This is a genomic window from Nitrosophilus alvini (assembly GCF_015100395.1).
In the GTDB taxonomy this organism is placed as follows: Bacteria; Campylobacterota; Campylobacteria; order Campylobacterales; family Nitratiruptoraceae; genus Nitrosophilus; species Nitrosophilus alvini.
Window position 1 is genome coordinate 1 of record NZ_AP022847.1, and the last position, 18,324, is coordinate 18,324.

Annotated in this window: 17 protein-coding genes, 6 tRNA genes and 1 other RNA gene; 8 read left to right on the forward strand and 16 right to left on the reverse strand. The window is 37.9% G+C overall.

Annotated features, from left to right (window positions below):
• From dnaA to queF, 5 genes are all read left to right on the forward strand, one after another.
• A complete protein-coding gene (dnaA, locus tag EPR_RS00005; RefSeq protein WP_200762922.1) occupies nt 1–1,317 on the forward strand; it encodes a chromosomal replication initiator protein DnaA in 1,317 nt (438 codons plus the stop codon).
• Nucleotides 1,318–1,505: 188 nt separating this feature from the next.
• Nucleotides 1,506–2,573, forward strand: a complete 1,068-nt coding sequence (gene dnaN / locus EPR_RS00010) for a DNA polymerase III subunit beta (protein WP_200762923.1) — start codon at nt 1,506–1,508, stop codon at nt 2,571–2,573.
• 112 nt (nt 2,574–2,685) lie between these two features.
• Entirely contained in the window at nt 2,686–5,001 is a 2,316-nt protein-coding gene (gene gyrB / locus EPR_RS00015) for a DNA topoisomerase (ATP-hydrolyzing) subunit B (protein WP_200762924.1), read from the forward strand.
• Entirely contained in the window at nt 5,001–6,449 is a 1,449-nt protein-coding gene (locus EPR_RS00020; RefSeq protein WP_200762925.1) for a bifunctional diguanylate cyclase/phosphodiesterase, read from the forward strand. Before gyrB ends, EPR_RS00020 begins: the two co-directional genes overlap by 1 nt.
• Complete coding sequence (queF, locus tag EPR_RS00025) at nt 6,446–6,835, forward strand: preQ(1) synthase (protein WP_200762926.1); 390 nt, start codon at nt 6,446–6,448, stop codon at nt 6,833–6,835. The genes EPR_RS00020 and queF overlap by 4 nt, the downstream gene beginning before the upstream one ends.
• Before the next feature lie 3 nt (nt 6,836–6,838).
• Here the strand turns inward: queF and ffs are convergent.
• The 6 genes from ffs to EPR_RS00055 all read right to left on the reverse strand — a co-directional run bounded on the left by ffs (nt 6,839) and on the right by EPR_RS00055 (nt 7,583).
• An RNA gene (ffs, locus tag EPR_RS00030) (signal recognition particle sRNA small type) lies at nt 6,839–6,936 on the reverse strand.
• Between the two features lie 51 nt (nt 6,937–6,987).
• Nucleotides 6,988–7,078: transfer RNA gene (locus EPR_RS00035), tRNA-Ser, on the reverse strand.
• An 81-nt stretch (nt 7,079–7,159) separates the two neighbouring features.
• Nucleotides 7,160–7,251 (reverse strand) — tRNA-Ser (locus EPR_RS00040).
• 38 nt (nt 7,252–7,289) lie between these two features.
• Nucleotides 7,290–7,363: transfer RNA gene (locus EPR_RS00045), tRNA-Cys, on the reverse strand.
• Nucleotides 7,364–7,417: 54 nt separating this feature from the next.
• Nucleotides 7,418–7,505, reverse strand: a tRNA-Leu gene (locus tag EPR_RS00050).
• Between the two features lie 3 nt (nt 7,506–7,508).
• Nucleotides 7,509–7,583, reverse strand: a tRNA-Gly gene (locus tag EPR_RS00055).
• A 124-nt stretch (nt 7,584–7,707) separates the two neighbouring features.
• Here EPR_RS00055 and ilvD point away from each other — a divergent pair.
• Nucleotides 7,708–9,402, forward strand: a complete 1,695-nt coding sequence (ilvD, locus tag EPR_RS00060) for a dihydroxy-acid dehydratase (protein WP_200762927.1) — start codon at nt 7,708–7,710, stop codon at nt 9,400–9,402.
• A 121-nt stretch (nt 9,403–9,523) separates the two neighbouring features.
• On the opposite strand, the gene rplT is transcribed toward ilvD, so the two are convergent.
• From rplT to glmM, 7 genes are all read right to left on the reverse strand, one after another.
• Nucleotides 9,524–9,874, reverse strand: coding sequence for a 50S ribosomal protein L20 (gene rplT / locus EPR_RS00065; RefSeq protein WP_200762928.1), 351 nt, complete (start codon nt 9,872–9,874; stop codon nt 9,524–9,526).
• Nucleotides 9,875–9,951: 77 nt separating this feature from the next.
• Nucleotides 9,952–10,146 (reverse strand): 50S ribosomal protein L35, encoded by a 195-nt coding sequence (gene rpmI, locus EPR_RS00070; protein ID WP_200762929.1) that lies wholly within the window; start codon nt 10,144–10,146, stop codon nt 9,952–9,954.
• A gap of 138 nt (nt 10,147–10,284) precedes the next feature.
• Nucleotides 10,285–10,818 carry a translation initiation factor IF-3 gene (gene infC / locus EPR_RS00075; RefSeq protein ID WP_200762930.1) on the reverse strand — a complete coding sequence of 178 codons (534 nt, stop codon included), beginning with the start codon at nt 10,816–10,818 and terminating at the stop codon, nt 10,285–10,287.
• Entirely contained in the window at nt 10,815–12,632 is a 1,818-nt protein-coding gene (thrS, locus tag EPR_RS00080) for a threonine--tRNA ligase (RefSeq protein ID WP_200762931.1), read from the reverse strand. The genes infC and thrS overlap by 4 nt, the downstream gene beginning before the upstream one ends.
• 109 nt (nt 12,633–12,741) lie before the next feature.
• Nucleotides 12,742–12,816: transfer RNA gene (locus tag EPR_RS00085), tRNA-Val, on the reverse strand.
• A 51-nt stretch (nt 12,817–12,867) separates the two neighbouring features.
• Nucleotides 12,868–13,302, reverse strand: a complete 435-nt coding sequence (lspA, locus tag EPR_RS00090) for a signal peptidase II (protein WP_200762932.1) — start codon at nt 13,300–13,302, stop codon at nt 12,868–12,870.
• Nucleotides 13,295–14,635: a phosphoglucosamine mutase gene (glmM, locus tag EPR_RS00095; RefSeq protein WP_200762933.1), complete on the reverse strand. Its 1,341-nt coding sequence runs from the start codon at nt 14,633–14,635 to the stop codon at nt 13,295–13,297. Before glmM ends, lspA begins: the two co-directional genes overlap by 8 nt.
• A 94-nt stretch (nt 14,636–14,729) precedes the next feature.
• Here glmM and rpsT point away from each other — a divergent pair, with 94 nt between their 5' ends.
• On the forward strand, nt 14,730–15,002 hold the full coding sequence (gene rpsT, locus EPR_RS00100) for a 30S ribosomal protein S20 (RefSeq protein WP_200762934.1): 273 nt from the start codon (nt 14,730–14,732) through the stop codon (nt 15,000–15,002).
• Nucleotides 15,003–15,026: 24 nt separating this feature from the next.
• Nucleotides 15,027–16,094, forward strand: a complete 1,068-nt coding sequence (gene prfA, locus EPR_RS00105; RefSeq protein ID WP_200762935.1) for a peptide chain release factor 1 — start codon at nt 15,027–15,029, stop codon at nt 16,092–16,094.
• 74 nt (nt 16,095–16,168) lie between these two features.
• Here the strand turns inward: prfA and EPR_RS00110 are convergent, their stop codons facing one another.
• From EPR_RS00110 to coaE, 3 genes are read right to left on the reverse strand one after another with little or no spacing between them, the layout of a single operon-like run.
• The gene (locus EPR_RS00110) at nt 16,169–16,894 is read right to left on the reverse strand and encodes a glucosaminidase domain-containing protein (RefSeq protein WP_234697135.1); all 726 of its coding nucleotides are present in this window, start codon (nt 16,892–16,894) and stop codon (nt 16,169–16,171) included.
• A complete protein-coding gene (gene dapF / locus EPR_RS00115; RefSeq protein ID WP_200762936.1) occupies nt 16,891–17,640 on the reverse strand; it encodes a diaminopimelate epimerase in 750 nt (249 codons plus the stop codon). Before dapF ends, EPR_RS00110 begins: the two co-directional genes overlap by 4 nt.
• 2 nt (nt 17,641–17,642) lie before the next feature.
• Nucleotides 17,643–18,278 carry a dephospho-CoA kinase gene (gene coaE, locus EPR_RS00120; RefSeq protein WP_200762937.1) on the reverse strand — a complete coding sequence of 212 codons (636 nt, stop codon included), beginning with the start codon at nt 18,276–18,278 and terminating at the stop codon, nt 17,643–17,645.
• Between the last annotated feature and the right edge of the window lie 46 nt (nt 18,279–18,324).

Consider the following 18,324-nt stretch of genomic DNA (forward strand, 5'->3'; position numbering starts at 1 on the left):
TTGTTAGGCAAAAATATTCTTGATATGCTCAAAGATGAAATAACAAACATAGAATATGAAAGATACATAAAACAGCTGAAATACGACGAAAATTCTTCAAAGTCGGATTATGCCGTATTTTCGGCACCAAATCCATTTATAGCAAACTGGGTAAAAACAAAATACTCAAAAAAAATATCAAATCTTTTTGAGCTAAAAACCGGTGTAAAACCGCAGGTTGATATAGTTGTAGGGAAAAAAAGCAGTAATAAAAAAAGATCATTAAATACTGCTTCCATTTCCGGACAGAAACAGACCTCAAGTACAAAACTGAACCCTTCATATACATTTGAAAATTTCGTAGTGGGAAGTTCAAACCAGTTCGCCTATACTGCAGCTCTGAGTGTTGCGGAAAAACCAGGTCAGCTCTACAATCCTCTTTTTATATACGGAGGAGTTGGATTGGGAAAAACACACCTCTTGCAAGCCATCGGAAACTACAATCTTGCAAAGGGTAAATCGGTTATATACACCACAATAGAACAGTTTATGAACGATTTTACATATCACCTTAGAAACCAGACAATGGACAGATTCAGGGAAAAATACAGAAAATGCGATATTCTTCTTATAGATGACGTACAGTTTCTGAGCAGAAAAGAACAGACCCAGGAAGAGTTTTTCCATACGTTCAACGAACTTCACAATAAATCAAAACAGATAGTTCTCACCTCCGACAAACATCCAAAACAGATAGCCGGACTTGAAGACAGACTCAAAAGCCGTTTCGAATGGGGACTCATTGCAGATATCCAGCCGCCTGAACTTGAGACAAAAATAGCTATTATAAAGAAAAAGTGTGAACTTGACGGAATAATCCTGAGCGACGAAGTTATAAACTATCTGGCAACAAAAATGGATAATAATATCAGAGAAATAGAAGGAACTATAATAAAACTGAACGCCTACGCATCCTTGATGAACCAAAAAATAACTCTCGATTTTGCAAAAAGCGTTCTTAAAGAGCAGATAAAAGAGAAGCAGGAAAACATATCAATGGAAAAGATCATAAAAGTAGTTTCCAAGGAGCTCAATATAAAACCAAGCGAAATAAAAAGCAGAAGCAGGAGCAGAAATATAGTAAGTGCAAGAAGAATAGTCATATATCTGGCACGTACACTTACACCCAATTCCATGCCTACTCTTGCACAGTTTTTCGGAATGAAAGATCACACCTCCGTAAGTCATGCAATGAAAAAGATAAATGAAATAATGGAAAAAGACGAAAATTTCAAAGTAAAGATAGAAGAGCTGATACACAAAATAAAACATTCATAAAAAGTGTGAACAGATGTGAAAAAAAAGAAATCGAAGAAATGTGAAAAAAATCCACAAAAACGGATAAAAAGCTCTTTTTTCACAAAAACACATCAAACTACTACTACGACTATAAATTTTAAAAATATAAAGAGTTGTTTAACTCTTTTTTAATAAAATTAACATAGAACCAAATTCAGGAGAAAAATATGAAGATCTCTATACAAAAAAGTATACTCGAACAAGCACTCAGCCAGATACAGCCTTTTTTGGAGAAAAAAGACACTAGCCAGATAACATCACATGTTTTCATAAATGCAGCAGACGATTCTGTAGAACTGAAAGCAACAGATTATGAGATGGGTCTGAAAGCGGATATAAAAAACATAAATGTTACCGATCATGGATCTGCAACGGCAAACGGTAAAAAGCTTCTTGACATTATAAGAATATTAAAAGACGACGAAATCATACTCGAATCAAAAGACGACACACTTGTTATCAAACAGGGACAGTCAAGATTCAAACTCCCCATGTTCAACGCAGATGAATTTCCCCAGTTTCCTCAAATCGATGAAAAACCGAAAATAGAGATCGACAGCCAAAAACTTGTAGTATCTCTTAAAAAGATAACTCCTGCAATTGACACAAACAATCCCAAATTCGAACTCAACGGTGCTCTTATAGATATAAAAGAAGATGTTATAAACCTTGTTGCAACCGATACAAGAAGGCTTGCCGTGGTCAAACTTCAAAACTCACCTTCCAGTACACTCTCTATTATAATTCCAAGAAAAGCAATACTTGAAATACAAAAACTCTTTTTTGACGAAATAGAGATATATTACGATGAGACAAATCTGATAATTAAATCTGACAATTATCTCTTTTTTACAAAACTTATAAACGGAAAATTTCCTGATTACGAAAGAATCATTCCTAAATCTTTAAAATATGAGATGATGCTACCTAAAGATAAAATGGTCGAAGCTATAAAACAGATTACAACAATATCAAATGAGATAAAACTGACTTTTTTAAAAGACAGAATTATCTTCAAAAGTCTCAGTGATGAAAACATAGAAGCCCAGACTGAAGTGGAAGTTCCGACCCCTTTTGAGGAAAAATTTGTTATGGCTGTCAACAGTAGATATCTTCTCGATTTTCTCGCAAACATAGACGGAAATGAGTTTAAACTGGGGCTAAACGAGCCGGAGCTGCCATTTTCACTTCAAGATGAAAACTTCCTTACTATCGTAATGCCTATAGTAATCTAATAGGTTATTTATAATAAAAAAGATATAATCAGTAATATTTAAAAGGCATTTTCGCCTTTTAAATACCAAAACTAGTTAAAAATAATCTATATCAGATAGACGAGGATTTTTCATGAACAAAAACTACGGTGCAGAAAATATAAAAGTTTTAAAAGGTCTTGAAGCTGTCAGAAAAAGACCCGGTATGTATATCGGTGATACAAGTGTTGGAGGATTGCACCACCTTATATACGAAGTTGTTGATAACTCCATCGATGAAGCGATGGCAGGGTACTGCAGCAAGATTGAGATTACGCTTACGAAAGAGGGAAGCGCCATCATATCCGATAACGGTCGCGGAATTCCCGTAGATATGCATCCTACTGAAAATATTCCTGCTGCTACGGTTGTTTTAACGGTTCTTCATGCCGGCGGAAAATTTGACAAAGATACCTATAAAGTAAGCGGCGGACTTCACGGTGTCGGTGTATCAGTAGTCAACGCACTTTCCAAAAAGCTGATAATGACTATCAAAAGAGATGGAAATATATACAGGCAGGAGTTTAAAAAAGGAATTCCCCAGACTGATCTGATAGTGATAGGTGAGACAAACAGAACAGGAACAACGATAGAGTTCTGGCCGGATGAGGAGATATTCGAAACGGTCGAATTCAAGTTTGACATTCTCTCAAAAAGATTCAGAGAACTTGCATATCTTAATCCTAATATTACAATAGTTTTCAAAGACGAAAGAGTCGGAAAGAAAGAAACATATCATTTTGAAGGAGGTCTTAAACAGTTTGTTGAGGATCTCAATAAAAAAACAGAACTTATAAAACCTATACTCATTTCAGACAAAATAGAAGATGTTGAAGTTGATATTGCGCTTATGTATAACGACGGATATGATGAAAAGGTTTTAAGTTTCGTAAACAATATAAGAACTCCTGATGGCGGAACACATGAGAGCGGTTTCAGAGGCGGTCTTACCAGGGCAATATCAAACTATGTTACAAAAAATGTTGGTGTGAGAGAGAAAAATGTAAAAATAACCGGAGATGACGTAAGGGAAGGCCTTGTAGCCGTTATAAGCGTAAGAGTTCCGGAGCCGCAGTTTGAAGGGCAGACAAAAGGAAAACTTGGCAGCAGCTATGTAAAACCGATAGTACAGAAACTTATATATGAAAAACTGACAAAATATTTTGAAGAAAATCCGATAGATGCTAAAACTGTTATGCAAAAAGCTCTTATGGCTGCAAGAGGACGCGAAGCTGCAAAAAAGGCGAGAGAGCTTACCAGAAGAAAAGATGCTATGAGTGTAGGAACACTTCCCGGAAAACTAGCTGACTGCCAGAGCAGAGATGCAAGCATAAGCGAACTCTATCTGGTTGAAGGTGATAGTGCCGGTGGAAGTGCAAAACAGGGACGTGACAGAGTTTTTCAGGCAATACTTCCTCTAAAAGGAAAGATATTAAATGTGGAAAAAGCTAGACTTGACAAGATACTCAAATCAGACGAGATAAAAAATATCATTACGGCTCTCGGATGCGGTATAGGAGAAGAGTTTGACGAAGAAAAGCTTAGATATCACAAAATAATCATCATGACCGATGCTGATGTGGACGGAAGCCATATACAGACACTTCTTTTGACATTTTTCTTTAGATTCCTAAGAACAGTTGTTGAGAAAGGATATCTCTATATTGCCCAGCCTCCTCTTTACAGATACAAAAAAGGAAAAACTGAGGTCTATCTCAAAGATGATGCAGCTCTCAGTGAATTTTTGATAGAGAACGGTATCGATTCGCTCAACATAACAGGAATGGGTAAAAAAGATCTTGTAGAGTTTTTCAAAATTGTAGCCCATTACAGAATGATTCTCAAAGAGCTTGAAAAGAGATTTTCTCTTATAGAAGTGGTGAGATATCTGATAGAAAACAGAGATCTTATAGCTCTTGAAAATAAAGAGCTGTTTAAAAAGATAGAAAATTATCTCAATACTCTCGGATATAACATACTTTCGTCCAATATAGATGATGAGAAAATCCATCTTTATGTTCAGACAGAAGATGGACTTGAAGAGATCGTTATAGATGATACACTTTTTACAAACCCTTTCTATAACGAAGCTCTTTTTATATATGACAAAATTCTTGAAAGGGTACCCGAAGATCTTAAAGAAAAAGATATTGTTTCGATACTTGAAGAGATAGAAAAAAGCGCAAAAAAAGGTGCTTATATACAAAGATACAAAGGTCTTGGCGAGATGAACCCGGAGCAGCTGTGGGAAACAACCATGGATCCTGAAAACAGAAGATTACTTAAAGTTACTGTTGAAAATGCTGAGAGTGCAAGTGATGTGTTCAGTCTGTTTATGGGTGATGAAGTTGAGCCAAGAAAAAAATATATAGAAGAACATGCAAAAGATGTCAAACATCTGGATGTATAATGCTCTATTCCGAAGAGAAAGAAAGGTCTAATCGCTTTAAACTGGCACTGAGGATAGGAATTCCTATCTTTTTGCTGGTTTTTGCACTACTATTTGTAATTTTCAACAGAGAATTTTCGGAAATTTTTCAATATATACTTATTTTTACCGCTGTTGTAATATCTGTCTATTTTATATTTTTTATGATTTACCAGGGATTCAGCGAAAGACTTATAGACCCTATCTCCAAAGCCTTCAACAGAAAAGCTATTACCGATATTTTTCAAAATGAGATAGAAAAAAACAGGGATTATACGATTGTTTTAATTTCAGTAGACAATATTGCCGATATAAACGAAAGATATGGAATTGAAAAAGGCGATAATATACTATCGGGTGTCGTTAAAATAATCGACTCTTTTTTTAAAAAGTGCTGCGGCAATAAAATCCCGATAGGTCATTACAAAGGTGGGGAATTTCTTGTAGGGCTGCATATAAAAAAAGACGATGTTAAAAAATATGTGGATGATTTTTTGAAAAAATATGATAGAAGCGTAATAGATGATGTTGAGATAAAACTTTTTGCAGCCATGATAGATACAGGCTACAGCAAAGATCTTAAAAAGATTGTAGAAAGACTTTATGAACTTTATGCAAAATACTCTCATCGTCCTGTATCGAAAAGAGTGGCTGTTGCCGCAAAAAGGAGTATGGAAGCAAGCGAGTTTGAAAAATTTATAATAGATACGATTGAAAAAAAGTCTTTATCTCTCAGATTTCAGCCTGCGCTCAATCTCAAAACAGGTCTTTACGATATGGCTGAAGTTTCTGTAAAACTGCAACAGCCGGACGGCAGCCTTATCCATCCTAGCCAGTTTATTCCTGTAGTAAACCGTTTGGGTTTTGAGAAGAAATTTGATGAAATTTTAACGCAAAAGGTTTTGGAGGTACTCAGCGGCAAGCAGATTGATATGATGTTTAGCTTCAATATATCTCCATTTTCGCTTAGAGACAAAAATTTTACAAAAAATATATTTAATCTGTTTGAAAAATATCCGGTATCGAAAGAAAAAATCATATTGGAGCTTTATGAAAACAGGCTCTATAAAGATGTAGAGTATTATAAAAAAATTATTTCTCTGTATAGAGAAGAGGGCTTCAAGATTGCATATGACAATTTCGGCGCATACAATGCAGCCACTGAATATATAAAAGAGATTCCTGTGGACTTTGTCCATTTTGATAAAGAGTATACAAAAAAGATAAATACTCTTTCGTATAGAGTATTTTTAAGATCATGGACGGAGGCTTTCGAAGAGCTGGGGATAAAATCGGTGATCAAATTTATCGATAATGAAGAACTTGTAGAGATATTTAAAAATCTTGGTGTAGATTATGTGGAAGGGTATGCAGTAGCAAGACCTATGGATTTTGAAGAATTGATAGAATTTATCAGGGAGAAAAGATGAGATACGGTGAAAAAGAGATAAAAGAGTTTGATCCGCAAAAAGATCTGGAAATCTGGCCAAACAAACATAAAAAGAACTACCTTATAAAAATAACTTTGCCTGAATTTACATGTCTTTGTCCAAGAAGCGGTTATCCTGATTTTGCGACTTTCTATCTGGAATATATACCTGATGAGTGGGTTGTGGAACTTAAGGCTATCAAACTTTATATCAACAGTTTCAGAGACCGCCATATAAGTCATGAAGAGAGTGCAAACGAAATTTATGACACGCTTTACAACAGACTCAAACCAAAATATATGAAACTTGTAGCAGATTTCAATCCGAGAGGAAATGTTCACACAGTTATAGAAATAGACAGCGAAAAAATAAAAATCGAGAAGTAAGACTCCTCCCCAGATACCTGCGGCACATAGCCAATCGGGGTGCTCTGCTGTGTTCCCACCCTGAAGCGTTGCCCCGAAAGGCTATTGCACAGGTCTGAAGAGGAGCATTCAAGCCTTCAAAAAGACCTCAATGCTCACCTTCGACGAATAAATGGCGGAGAGAGAGGGATTCGAACCCTCGAAGGGCTGTTAACCCTTACACGCGTTCCAGGCGTGCGCCTTCAACCACTCGGCCATCTCCCCTGTTTAGCTGATAGTTGATGGTTTATAGCTGATAGATTTATTTGATGCTAGTTACTATAAACTATCGACTATCAACTAAAGTGGCGGGGAGGCAGGGATTCGAACCCTGGGTGGGCTCATCACCCACGCCGGTTTTCAAGACCGGTGCATTCAACCAGCTCTGCCACCTCCCCGTTTGGAAGAGTAATTATAGCAGAAATTGCTTTAATATTGGAGGCGGCACCCGGATTCGAACCGGGGATCAGGGCTTTGCAGGCCCGTGCCTTACCACTTGGCTATGCCGCCTAAGAAAAGAAGATTTTGGCTAAAATGCCCAAACCCACCACTCTTTTTATCGAGTGGTGCCCGGGGCCGGACTTGAACCGGCACAGACAAAATGTCCGAGGGATTTTAAGTCCCTTGCGTCTACCAATTCCGCCACCCGGGCACATGGAGCGGGAGACGGGATTCGAACCCGCGACCCCAACCTTGGCAAGGTTGTGCTCTACCCCTGAGCTACTCCCGCAAAATTGGAGTGTAATTATAACCAAAATGGGGTAAAATGTAAATAGTTTTTAAGAAAGCTTTTTTAATAACCGGAAATTGTACTTTTTTTTGTATAATTTCACAATAGAACAATCGGAGGGAATATGCGAAGCGATGAAATAAAGAAGGGGTTTCAAAGAGCCCCACACAGAAGTCTTTTAAGGGCAACAGGACTTAAAGACGAGGATTTTGACAAGCCTTTTATAGGGGTCGCAAACTCTTTTATCGAAATAATACCGGGGCATTTTTTTCTGAACAGATATTCTGTAATCATAAAAGAAGAGATAAGAAAGTGCGGATGCGTTCCGTTTGAATTCAATACTATCGGTGTTGACGACGGTATAGCGATGGGGCATGACGGTATGCTATATTCGCTTCCTAGCCGCGAGCTTATTGCTAGTTCAATCGAAACTGTTATGAACGCACACAAACTTGACGCCATGATTGCGATTCCGAACTGTGACAAGATAACTCCCGGAATGATAATGGGAGCTTTAAGGGTAAATGTTCCCACAGTTTTTGTTACCGGCGGTCCTATGAGAGCCGGACACCTGCCTGACGGAACTCCTATCGATCTTGCAACTGCTTTTGAGGCTGTTGGAAAAAGAGCACAGGGAGAGATAACAGACGAAGAACTTTATCAGATAGAGTGTGCTGCGTGTCCTTCAGGAGGAAGCTGCAGCGGAATGTTTACTGCAAATTCGATGAATACCCTTATGGAGGCTATGGGAATAGCTCTGAAGGGAAACGGGACAATTCTGGCTCTAACTCCTGAAAGAGAAGAGCTTTTGAGGAAAGCTGCAAGAAGAGTGTGCGAAATAGCCAAAAGCGAGGAGCTTACCGAAAAATTCAGAATAAAAAACATATTGAACGAAAAAGCTGTGCATAATGCATTTGTGGTAGATATGGCGATGGGCGGAAGTACAAATACTGTTCTTCATATGATGGCTATAGCGAAAGAAGCAGGAATAGATTTTGATCTTTCAAGAATAAATGAGATTAGCAAACATGTAGCACATATTGCAAAAATCAGCCCGAGTCTTGAAACTGTTCATATGGAAGATATAAACAGAGCCGGTGGCGTAAGTGCGGTTATGAACGAGATAAGCAAAAGAAGTGATACCGTACTTTATCTTGACAACCTTACTATCGAAGGCGAGACAATAGGAGAAAGAATTGCCGGTGCCGAAATAAAAGACAAGGAGATTATACATACTATCGACAATCCTTACAGCGAAGTAGGAGGTCTTGCCATACTTTACGGCAACCTTGCCCGTGAGGGGGCTGTGGTAAAAACGGCTGGAATTGTCGGAGATATGAGAAGATTCAGAGGAAAAGCGATATGCTTTGATTCGCAGGATGATGCTATAAAAGGCATAATGGAAGGACGTGTCAAACCGGGACATGTTGTTGTTATCAGGTATGAGGGACCAAAAGGAGGTCCGGGTATGCAGGAGATGCTCTCTCCCACCAGCCTTATTATGGGTATGGGACTCGGAGACAAGGTGGCTCTAATCACCGATGGAAGATTCAGTGGGGCTACAAGAGGGGCAAGTATAGGTCACATCAGTCCTGAAGCTGCAGAAGGTGGACTTATAGGTTTGTTGAGAGATGGAGATGAAATTTTTATAGATGTTGACAACTATATTCTGGAAGTTGATATCAGTGATGAAGAGATAGAAAAAAGGAAAAAAGAGTTCAAACCCAATATGAGAGATGTAAAATCAAAATGGCTCAAAATGTACAGATGTTTTGTAACAAACGCTGCAAACGGTGCTGTATTGAAAGATGATTGTTAATTAACGAATAATAATCTGATGGCAGTGTATTGCTGCTATCGGATTGTAAATATTGCGATTATATATCAGATTTTGAAGGTTTTATACAGATGAAAGAATTTCCGGGATAAACCCGGAAATTTTATAGTGCTGCTTTTGCTTTTTCTACAATTTTTGCAAAGTTTTCAGGTTCGTTCATAGCCATATCTGCCAAAATTTTTCTGTCAAGTTCTATTCCGGCTTTGTTAAGGCCATGTATAAAATTTGAATAGTTTATTCCGTTCAGTCTGCAGGCTGCATTTATTCTTGTGATCCAAAGTTTTCTGAAGTCTCTTTTCTTTTGTCTTCTGTCTCTGTATGCGTATACAAGACTTCTTTCAAGCTGCTCTTTTGCTTTTCTGAAGTGTTTTCTTCTGCCGCTGTAGAAACCGCGGGCCATTTTCAATATTTTTTTGTGTCTTCTTCTTCTGACTACACCAGTTTTTACTCTCATTTTTTCTCCTTTACCTTTCTGTTTTTTAGGTGCCTCTTTTGAGGACTTGGCCCGTTTCGGGCGGAGTTAATCTTTTATCAATATGTAGAAATTAACTCTTCGATTCTTTTTTCATCAGCTTTGCTGACATATTTTGGTGCTCTTAGCTCTCTTTTTGTTTTAGGAGACTTTTTTGTAAGGATGTGGCTTCTAAAAGCGCTTCCTCTTTTTATCTTGTTTTTAGTCTTCTTAAAACGTTTTGCAGCACCGCGATGTGTTTTCATTTTTGGCATCACAATCTCCTTTGCAAAATTTAAGGGGCTTATTATATCATAGAAGTATAAAATAATGATTAAAATAAGAATTTTATAGCAGATGATTATCAGTGTATCGGATTTTTTCAGGTAACCGATACACTGATAATAAAAAAACTATTTCTTTTTTTCCTCTTTTTTGGGTACTACCATCATATTGACATATCTGCCTTCCAGATGGGGTTTCTTTTCTATAGTGCCTATATCTTCAATCATCGGAATCACTTTGTTCAAAACCTCGATGCCGGCTTCAGGATGAGCCATTTCACGGCCTCTTAAAAATACTCTGAATTTAACATGCTTTCCTTTTTCGAGGAATTCCCTTGCATGTTTTATCTTGTAATCTATATCGTTTTGTGCAATTTTTACAGATAGTTTTATCTCTTTAACTTCTATCTGCTTCTGTTTCTTTTTAGCCTCTTTTTTCTTTTTTTCCTGCTGGTATTTGAATTTGCCGTAATCCATTATTTTGCATACAGGAGGATTGGCATCGGGTGCAATTAAAACTAAATCAAGCCCTTTTTCTTCGGCAATGTCCAATGCCTCGTCTCTTGAAATAATCCCGTATTGCGTGCCGTCATCGCCTATACACCTTACCTGCGGAGCCCTTATCTGCTCATTTAAGAGCACTTCATCTCTTTTCTTACTCAAAAACGTACCTCACTGAGTTTCTCCTTTATTTTATCAAAAAATTGATCTTCAGAAATATTATACTGTATTCTTTCTCTTCTGTCCCTTACGGCGACACTTTTTTCTTCAACTTCTTTGTCACCAAGAACTATTATCATAGGGACTCTCTGTTTTTCAGCGGTCCTTATTCTTTTGTTAAGACTCTCGTTTCTGTCGTAAATTTCCGTATCCACTCCTATTTCGATCAGCTTTGATGCAAGCTCTTTTGCATATTTTTGGTGAGACTGTGCAATCGGAATAAATATTATCTGTGTAGGAGCGATAAAAAACGGAAATTCTCCCCCAAAATGTTCTGTAAGTATTGCTATAAATCTCTCAAACGAACCCAAAATTGCTCTGTGTATCATAACTGGCTGTTTTGATTCGTTATTTTCGTCTATATATGTAAGCTCGAATCTTTCCGGAAGGTTGAAATCTACCTGGATGGTTCCGCATTGCCATTTTCTGCCGATAGCATCTGTTATCTTTATATCAATTTTTGGTCCGTAGAATGCGCCGCCGCCTTCATCAATGCCGTATTCAAGGCCGTTTTCGTCAAGAGCCTCTTTCAAAGCTTTTGTCGCTTTTTCCCATATTTCATTGCTTCCTATCGATTTTTCAGGTTTTGTGGATATTTCCATCTCATATGAAAAATCGAAACTTTTCATAATTTTGTCGACAAATTCCAAAACTTCCAAAACGTTCTGCTTGATCTGTTCCGGTGTACAGTAGATGTGAGCATCATCCTGGGTAAATTCTCTCACTCTCAAAAGCCCATGCAAAACGCCGCTTTTTTCATGTCTGTGAACAACGCCGTATTCAAAAAATTTTAAAGGAAGTTCGCGATAGCTTCTCTTTTTTGATTTATATACCATTATATGACCTAGGCAGTTCATCGGCTTTATACCGTATTCCTGTTCATCTATTTCGGTGAAATACATGTTTTCGCCATAGTTTTGATAATGCCCGCTCTTTTTCCAGAGTTCACTTTTTAAAAGCTCAGGTCCTCTAACCGGTTCGTATCCTCTGTTGCGGTGCGCTTTGAAAAGCAGATGCTCCAGTTTGCTTCTAAGCCTAGCGCCTTTTGGAAGCCATATAGGAAGACCGGCCCCCACTTCTTCGCTGAACATAAAAAGTTCAAGCTCGGTTCCTAGTTTTCTGTGGTCTCTCTTTTTTGCCTCTTCGAGCATTGTAATATACTCTTTGAGAGTTTTTTTGTCAGCAAAGGCTATACCGTATATACGGGTGAGCATCTCTTTCGTTTCGTCGCCGCCAAGATATGCTCCGGCAACGCGTATCAACTTGAAATGTTTTAAAAATTTTGTATTGGGAACGTGGGGCCCTCGGCAAAGGTCTTCAAAATCGCCCTGCTTGTAAATAGAAACAGTGTCTGAGGGTATGTTTTTGAGAACTTCCTGTTTGAGGTCATCCTCTTTGAATTTCTCTATGGCTTCTTTTTTTGATATTTCATATCTTTCGATAGGAAGTTTTCTAGAGGCTATTTCGGCCATCTTTTTTTCAATTTTTTTAAGGTCCTCTTCACCTATTTTTTCGTTAACCCTGAAATCGTAGTAAAAGCCCTCTTCTACTACGGGTCCGACAAAAAATCTTGCATCAGGATAGAGTTCTTTTATCGCCTGTGCCATCAAATGTGCGGTAGAGTGTCTTATGACTTCGAGAGCATCGGGAGTGTTTTCTGGATGGATTTTTTTCGCTGAGTCTATATCTATATTTTTTGCTTCTGCTGTCTGCAGGTCTATAATCTCGTTATCTTTTTTTATCGCTATCGGCTCCAATATTTACCCTTTAATATTGAATAATGTAATGAATCGGTACTGTTTTGTCTGGAGAAAATAGAAGAAGAAATTGAAACTTTCATTTTCATTATTCATTTTTATTTTTTTATGGTGGTCGCGAGAGGATTTGAACCTCTGACCACTACGATGTCAACGTAGTGCTCTACCCCTGAGCTACGCGACCGCTCAAAGTGGAAGTCTTTTAAAATGGACTGCATTATAACAGACAAAAAATTTATTTTTTCTTAAAATTTATTATTATGAGCCACAGAACCGAGAGGTCTATCATAACATCAGCGAAATTGAAAACGGCAAAATCAAACCAGCAGTGCCAATATACATAATCAACGACTCCGCCGTGTATAAATCTGTCATATAGATTGCCGACTGCAGCTCCGAAAAGGATACCTAATACAAAAGGATATTTTAAAATATATCTTTTAAGGTTTATATATCCGAATGCCGCAACGATAAGCAGAAGTAAAATCCATTTAAGGTATCCTTCCAGAAATGAGAGCATAGAGAATGCAACACCTTTGTTCAAAGTGTAACCAAGAGTTATACATTTTGTTTCATAATAGAAGCCCTCTACAAAAAGTTCTTTTAAAGTCTGGTCTATTATAAATACGCCTATGGCAGCAAAAAAGAAAACAGTATAACTTCTAACCATTCAGGGCCGCTTTAAAAAAATTTTTTGCATTTTCCATCTGTTTTTCAAGCACTCTGTTATCTTTGCCTTCCAAAAGAACTCTCAGTTTGTTTTCCGTTCCGGAATATCTTATAAGCACTCTTGTTCCCTCTTTTTCGAAAGACTCTACCAATTTTTCATATCCTTCTATATTTTCAAGAGGCTTTTTCTCTTTTACAGGTATATTTTCCAGTATCTGCGGATAAAGCTCAAAAGGATTGAACAGCTCACTTGCTTTCTTGTTGGATATGAGCATATATGCGACCGTCTGAAGTGCACTGACAAGTCCGTCGCCGGTTTTGGCAAAATCGGTCATAACTATATGGCCGCTCTGTTCTCCTCCAAAATTTAGATCATTTCTTTTTATCTCTTCGAGAACATATTTATCTCCCACATTGCTTCTGTACAGTTTTATATCATTTCGTTTTAGAAAGTCCTCAAGAGCCTTATTGCTCATAACAGTGGCTACCATGGAGCAGTTTTTAAGTTTTTTTCTGTTTTTGAGATATATAGCCAGAGCGCCCAACAGTTTGTCACCGTCTATCACTTCGCCGTTTTCATCAACGGCTACCAGTCTGTCCGCATCTCCGTCGAAAGCAAAACCGATATCGGCTCTGTATTTTCTTACTGCATTTCCAAGATCTTCCGGATGCATTGCACCGCATTTTAGATTTATATTAAAACCGTTGGGTTTGTCGTTTATCACTATAGTATCTGCTCCCAGTTCGTTGAATATTGTGGGGGCTACTTTATATGCTGCACCGTTTGCGGTATCGAGTACGACCCTCAGGCCGCTAAGAGTCAGGTTGCTCGGAAAAGAGTTCTTTATATGAACTATGTATCTTCCTATTACGTCATCTATTCTTTTGGAAGAGCCTATTTTTTTTCTTGTCTGCTGTTTTGAATCTATAATCTCTTCATTGAAATATATATTTTCTATCTCTTTTTCCTCTTCGATATTCAGTTTGTTTCCATGCATATCAAAGAATTTTATACCGTTGTCGTAATATGGATTGTGACTTGCGCTTATCATAATACCGGCATCGCATCTCATGTCTTCAGTCAAAAATGCAATGGCGGGTGTTGGCATTGGTCCTATCTGTATAACGTTATATCCGACTGCCGTAAGGCCGCTTACAATCGCATTTTCTATCATATATCCGCTTCTTCTGGTATCTTTACCTACAAGTATTTTGTTTGTAACAGAATTTTTTCTAAAATAGATGCCGGCGGCCATGGCAAGTCTCATTGAAAACATAGCAGTAAGTTTTTTTCCGGCTTCTCCTCTTACCCCGTCAGTTCCGAAGAGTTTCATACAATATCCTTAAATAATCATTAATTTAAAGTAAATTTAATAATAGGTGAGATAGAATTCTATCCTAAAATAATTTTAAAAAGGATTAAAAAGAATGGCACATCATAAATCCGCACTGAAAAGAATTCGCCAGACAGCAAAAAGAACCGAAAGAAACAGATTTTACAGAACAAGAATCAAAAATATCGCTAAAGCTGTCAGAGAGGCTGTAGAAGCAGGAAATAAAGAGGCAGCTGTCGAAGCTTTGAAAGTTGCAAACAGAGAATTGCACAAATTTGTAAGCAAAGGTGTTTTGAAGAAAAATACCGCTTCAAGAAAAGTTGCGAGATTGCATAAACTTGTAAACTCAATGAGCGAAGCTGCATAAGCAGCTTTTGCAGATTTAAAGTATATGCTTAAAGAAAAACTTCAACCCTTCATAGACAGATACGAAGAGATAAACAGGCTTCTTAGTTCTCCCGATATAACGAAAGATATAAAAAAAATGACAGAGCTCTCCAAAGAGCAGTCTGATCTTGAACCTATCGTAGAAAAAGCAAAAGAGTACAATGAAGTTTTAAAAGCTATCGAAGAGAATAGATCTTTGCTTGAAGATGAAGAGTTGGGAGAACTTGCAAAAGAGGAGCTCAAAGAGCTTGAACCAAGATTAAAAAATCTCGAAGAAGAGATAAAGCTTCTGCTAATTCCGAAAGATCCGAACGACGATAAAAATATCTACCTTGAGATAAGGGCCGGAACAGGCGGAGAAGAAGCTGCACTTTTTGCAGCAGACCTTTTTAAAGCATATGCAAGATATGCTGATCTGAAAGGATGGAAGGTTGAAATCGTCAGTTCAAGCGAGAGCGAGACAGGCGGATACAAAGAGATAATAGCAAAAATCAAAGGCGATAAGGTCTATAGTCGCCTTAAATATGAAGCCGGAACTCACAGGGTACAGAGAATCCCTGCTACCGAGTCCCAAGGCAGGATTCATACTTCTGCAGTTACCGTTGCAGTTATGCCTGAGGTTGACGATGTTGATGTAGAGATAAATCCAAGTGACCTCAAAATCGATGTCTACCGTTCAAGCGGATGCGGGGGACAGTCTGTCAACACTACAGACAGTGCGGTAAGAATCACCCATATACCTACAGGCATTGTTGTATCTATGCAGGATGAAAAATCTCAGCATAAAAACAAAGAAAAAGCTCTCAAAATACTTAAGGCAAGAATTTACGAACAGAAGATGAAAGAGCAACAAGAAACACTAAGTAGTGAAAGAAAAGCTCAGGTAGGCTCAGGTGACAGAAGCGAAAGAATCAGAACCTACAACTATCCACAAAACAGGATAACCGATCACAGAATCGGCCTGACGCTTTACAGACTCGACGAGATTATGCAAGGCGGTCTGTTTGATGAGATAATAGAACCTCTTATAGCACACTATCAGGCAGAAAAAATCAAAGAAGCCGGACTATAAGTTCGAAAAAAATCATCAACCAGAAGAAATGACTCTTTGACTTTGAAGAAATTTCGAAAAGAATGAGTTTTGGCTCATCCTCTCGGAGTTTCAAGATGATGTAGCCTATTTTTCTTTATGATAGAGACCACAAGACGATTATATTTTTTGCCTATCTGCGAATATCTTTGCATAGTCATCGCCGCCTGAAGACCGGTAAATTTTCTCCCCTCTTTTCTCGCTATATATCTTGCCTGCCGAAATTCTCTGTAAGCTGCATGTCTGTTAAGATTCAGCATATAAGAAGCTATAGAAGCAGAAATTGAGCCAAAAACTTTTATTTTATGCTTTTTGCCCTCTTCTCTCTCTTGTGGAATTAGACCTCTTTTACCAAAAGTCCATTCTCCGAATAGATTGTTTGCCTCTTTTGCAAATCTACTTTTTCCCCATCCGCTTTCCAGAGCCGCCTGCGCAAGAACCAGAGACTGAGGGATGATATCAATCTTTTTTAGGTATTCGTCCTTGTTGTAGATATTTTTTATTCTATATTTTTTTGCTATTTTGACAAGCCTTTTAAGCTTATTTTCCGGCAGTTTTGGATATTTGAACATCTCATTGAAAAAATTTTTTATAAACCTTCTCTCTTCAAGAATTTTTTGATTCTCTTTTTTTACCAAAGGTGTCAAAATTTCAAAAAATTTCTCTTTTTGAGTATTGATATTTTTGATATTATAGTACCACTCAGGGATGCTTTTATAATCTGCCGCCATAAGTTTGACGGACAAAACAATACCCAGTCCTGTCAATAAAACTCTTTTCAACCGACCTCCTCCATGCATGTATCAAATATTTTTTTCACTTTTCCTTTAAAGAAAAGTTTTTCATCTTTTATACTTAGTATAAGTTCTTCTTTGCTTTTTGGATAGACTCTTGCTACAGAATCTACCAGACCTTCCAGAAAAGCTCTGTAAAATGCTGCAGCCATGCCTGTACCGCAGGCAAGTGTTTCATCTTCGACGCCGCGCTCATATGTTCTTATATATATTATACCATTTTCAATCTTGGCATAATTTACATTTGCATTGTAACTTTTTCTTAGCTCTTTTGCTTCATTTTTGTCAAATCTGTCAAGATTGTCAACAAAGGCTACAAGATGCGGAACACCAGTATCTAGAAGCCACCATTCAAGTCCGCCGTGCGATATCTCTTTGTTCGATATTATTGGATCTGTAAGCTGACTTTCTACCGTATCGCCGTTAACGCTTGCCGATATCTCTCCGGCTTCGGTCATAAATTTCATGGAACTTCCGGCAAGGGAGTTTATATATGCGTAGTGTGCAGCCGCCCTGCTCCCGTTTCCACACATTGCAGCACTACTTCCGTCGCTGTTGTAAAACTGCCATTCAAAATCTAGACTTTCATGCGGAAGAAGCACTATCAAACCGTCAGCGCCGATTCCGGTGAATCTGTCGCAAAGCTTTACAGCAAGGTCGCTTCTGTCTTTATGTCTGAATGTATGAAATATCACAAAATCATTTCCGCTTGCGCTGTATTTTGTCAATTGCATATCTATCCTTCCAGGGCATATTTTCTCTTTATCGTCTTTATAAACTCTTCACACTCTTTTTGCAGATGTTTTAGATCTTTGGAATTGTCTATAACATAATCCGCTCTTCTTTTCTTCTCTTCGATATCTATCTGAGCATCCACTCTTTTTTTTGCCTCTTCTGGCGTGTATCCTTCTCTTTCCACAAGCCTTTTTATCTGCTGTTCTGCCGGAGCATATACAACAACCGTTTCTTTTATCGGATATGCTTTTGTTTCATAAAAGAGAGGTATGTCGATAAAATAGGGTATTTTGAATCTTTCTAGTTTACGGGATTCTTCTTCAATTCTTTTTCTGATAATGGGATGAAGTAGATTTTCAAGCTTTTTTTTTGCCTCTTTGTCGGAAAATATAAGCTTTCCCAGAGCTTTTCTGTCCACCCTGCCCTCTTTTATATATTCGGACCCGAAAATTTCGGCTATCTTATCTTTTTGGGTATCCAAAACTTCATGTGCTATTTTATCCGCATCTATCACGGAAAAACCGTATAGTTTGAGCAGACTGCTGACCGTGCTCTTTCCGCTTGCAATTCCACCTGTAAGAGCAATAGCGTATTTAAAGCGGTGAGGGGATGCAGATGTTTTGTTTGAATATTTCATTTGCTGAAAAACCTTTTTATCAATTCTTGTTCCCCTGCCCGTTATC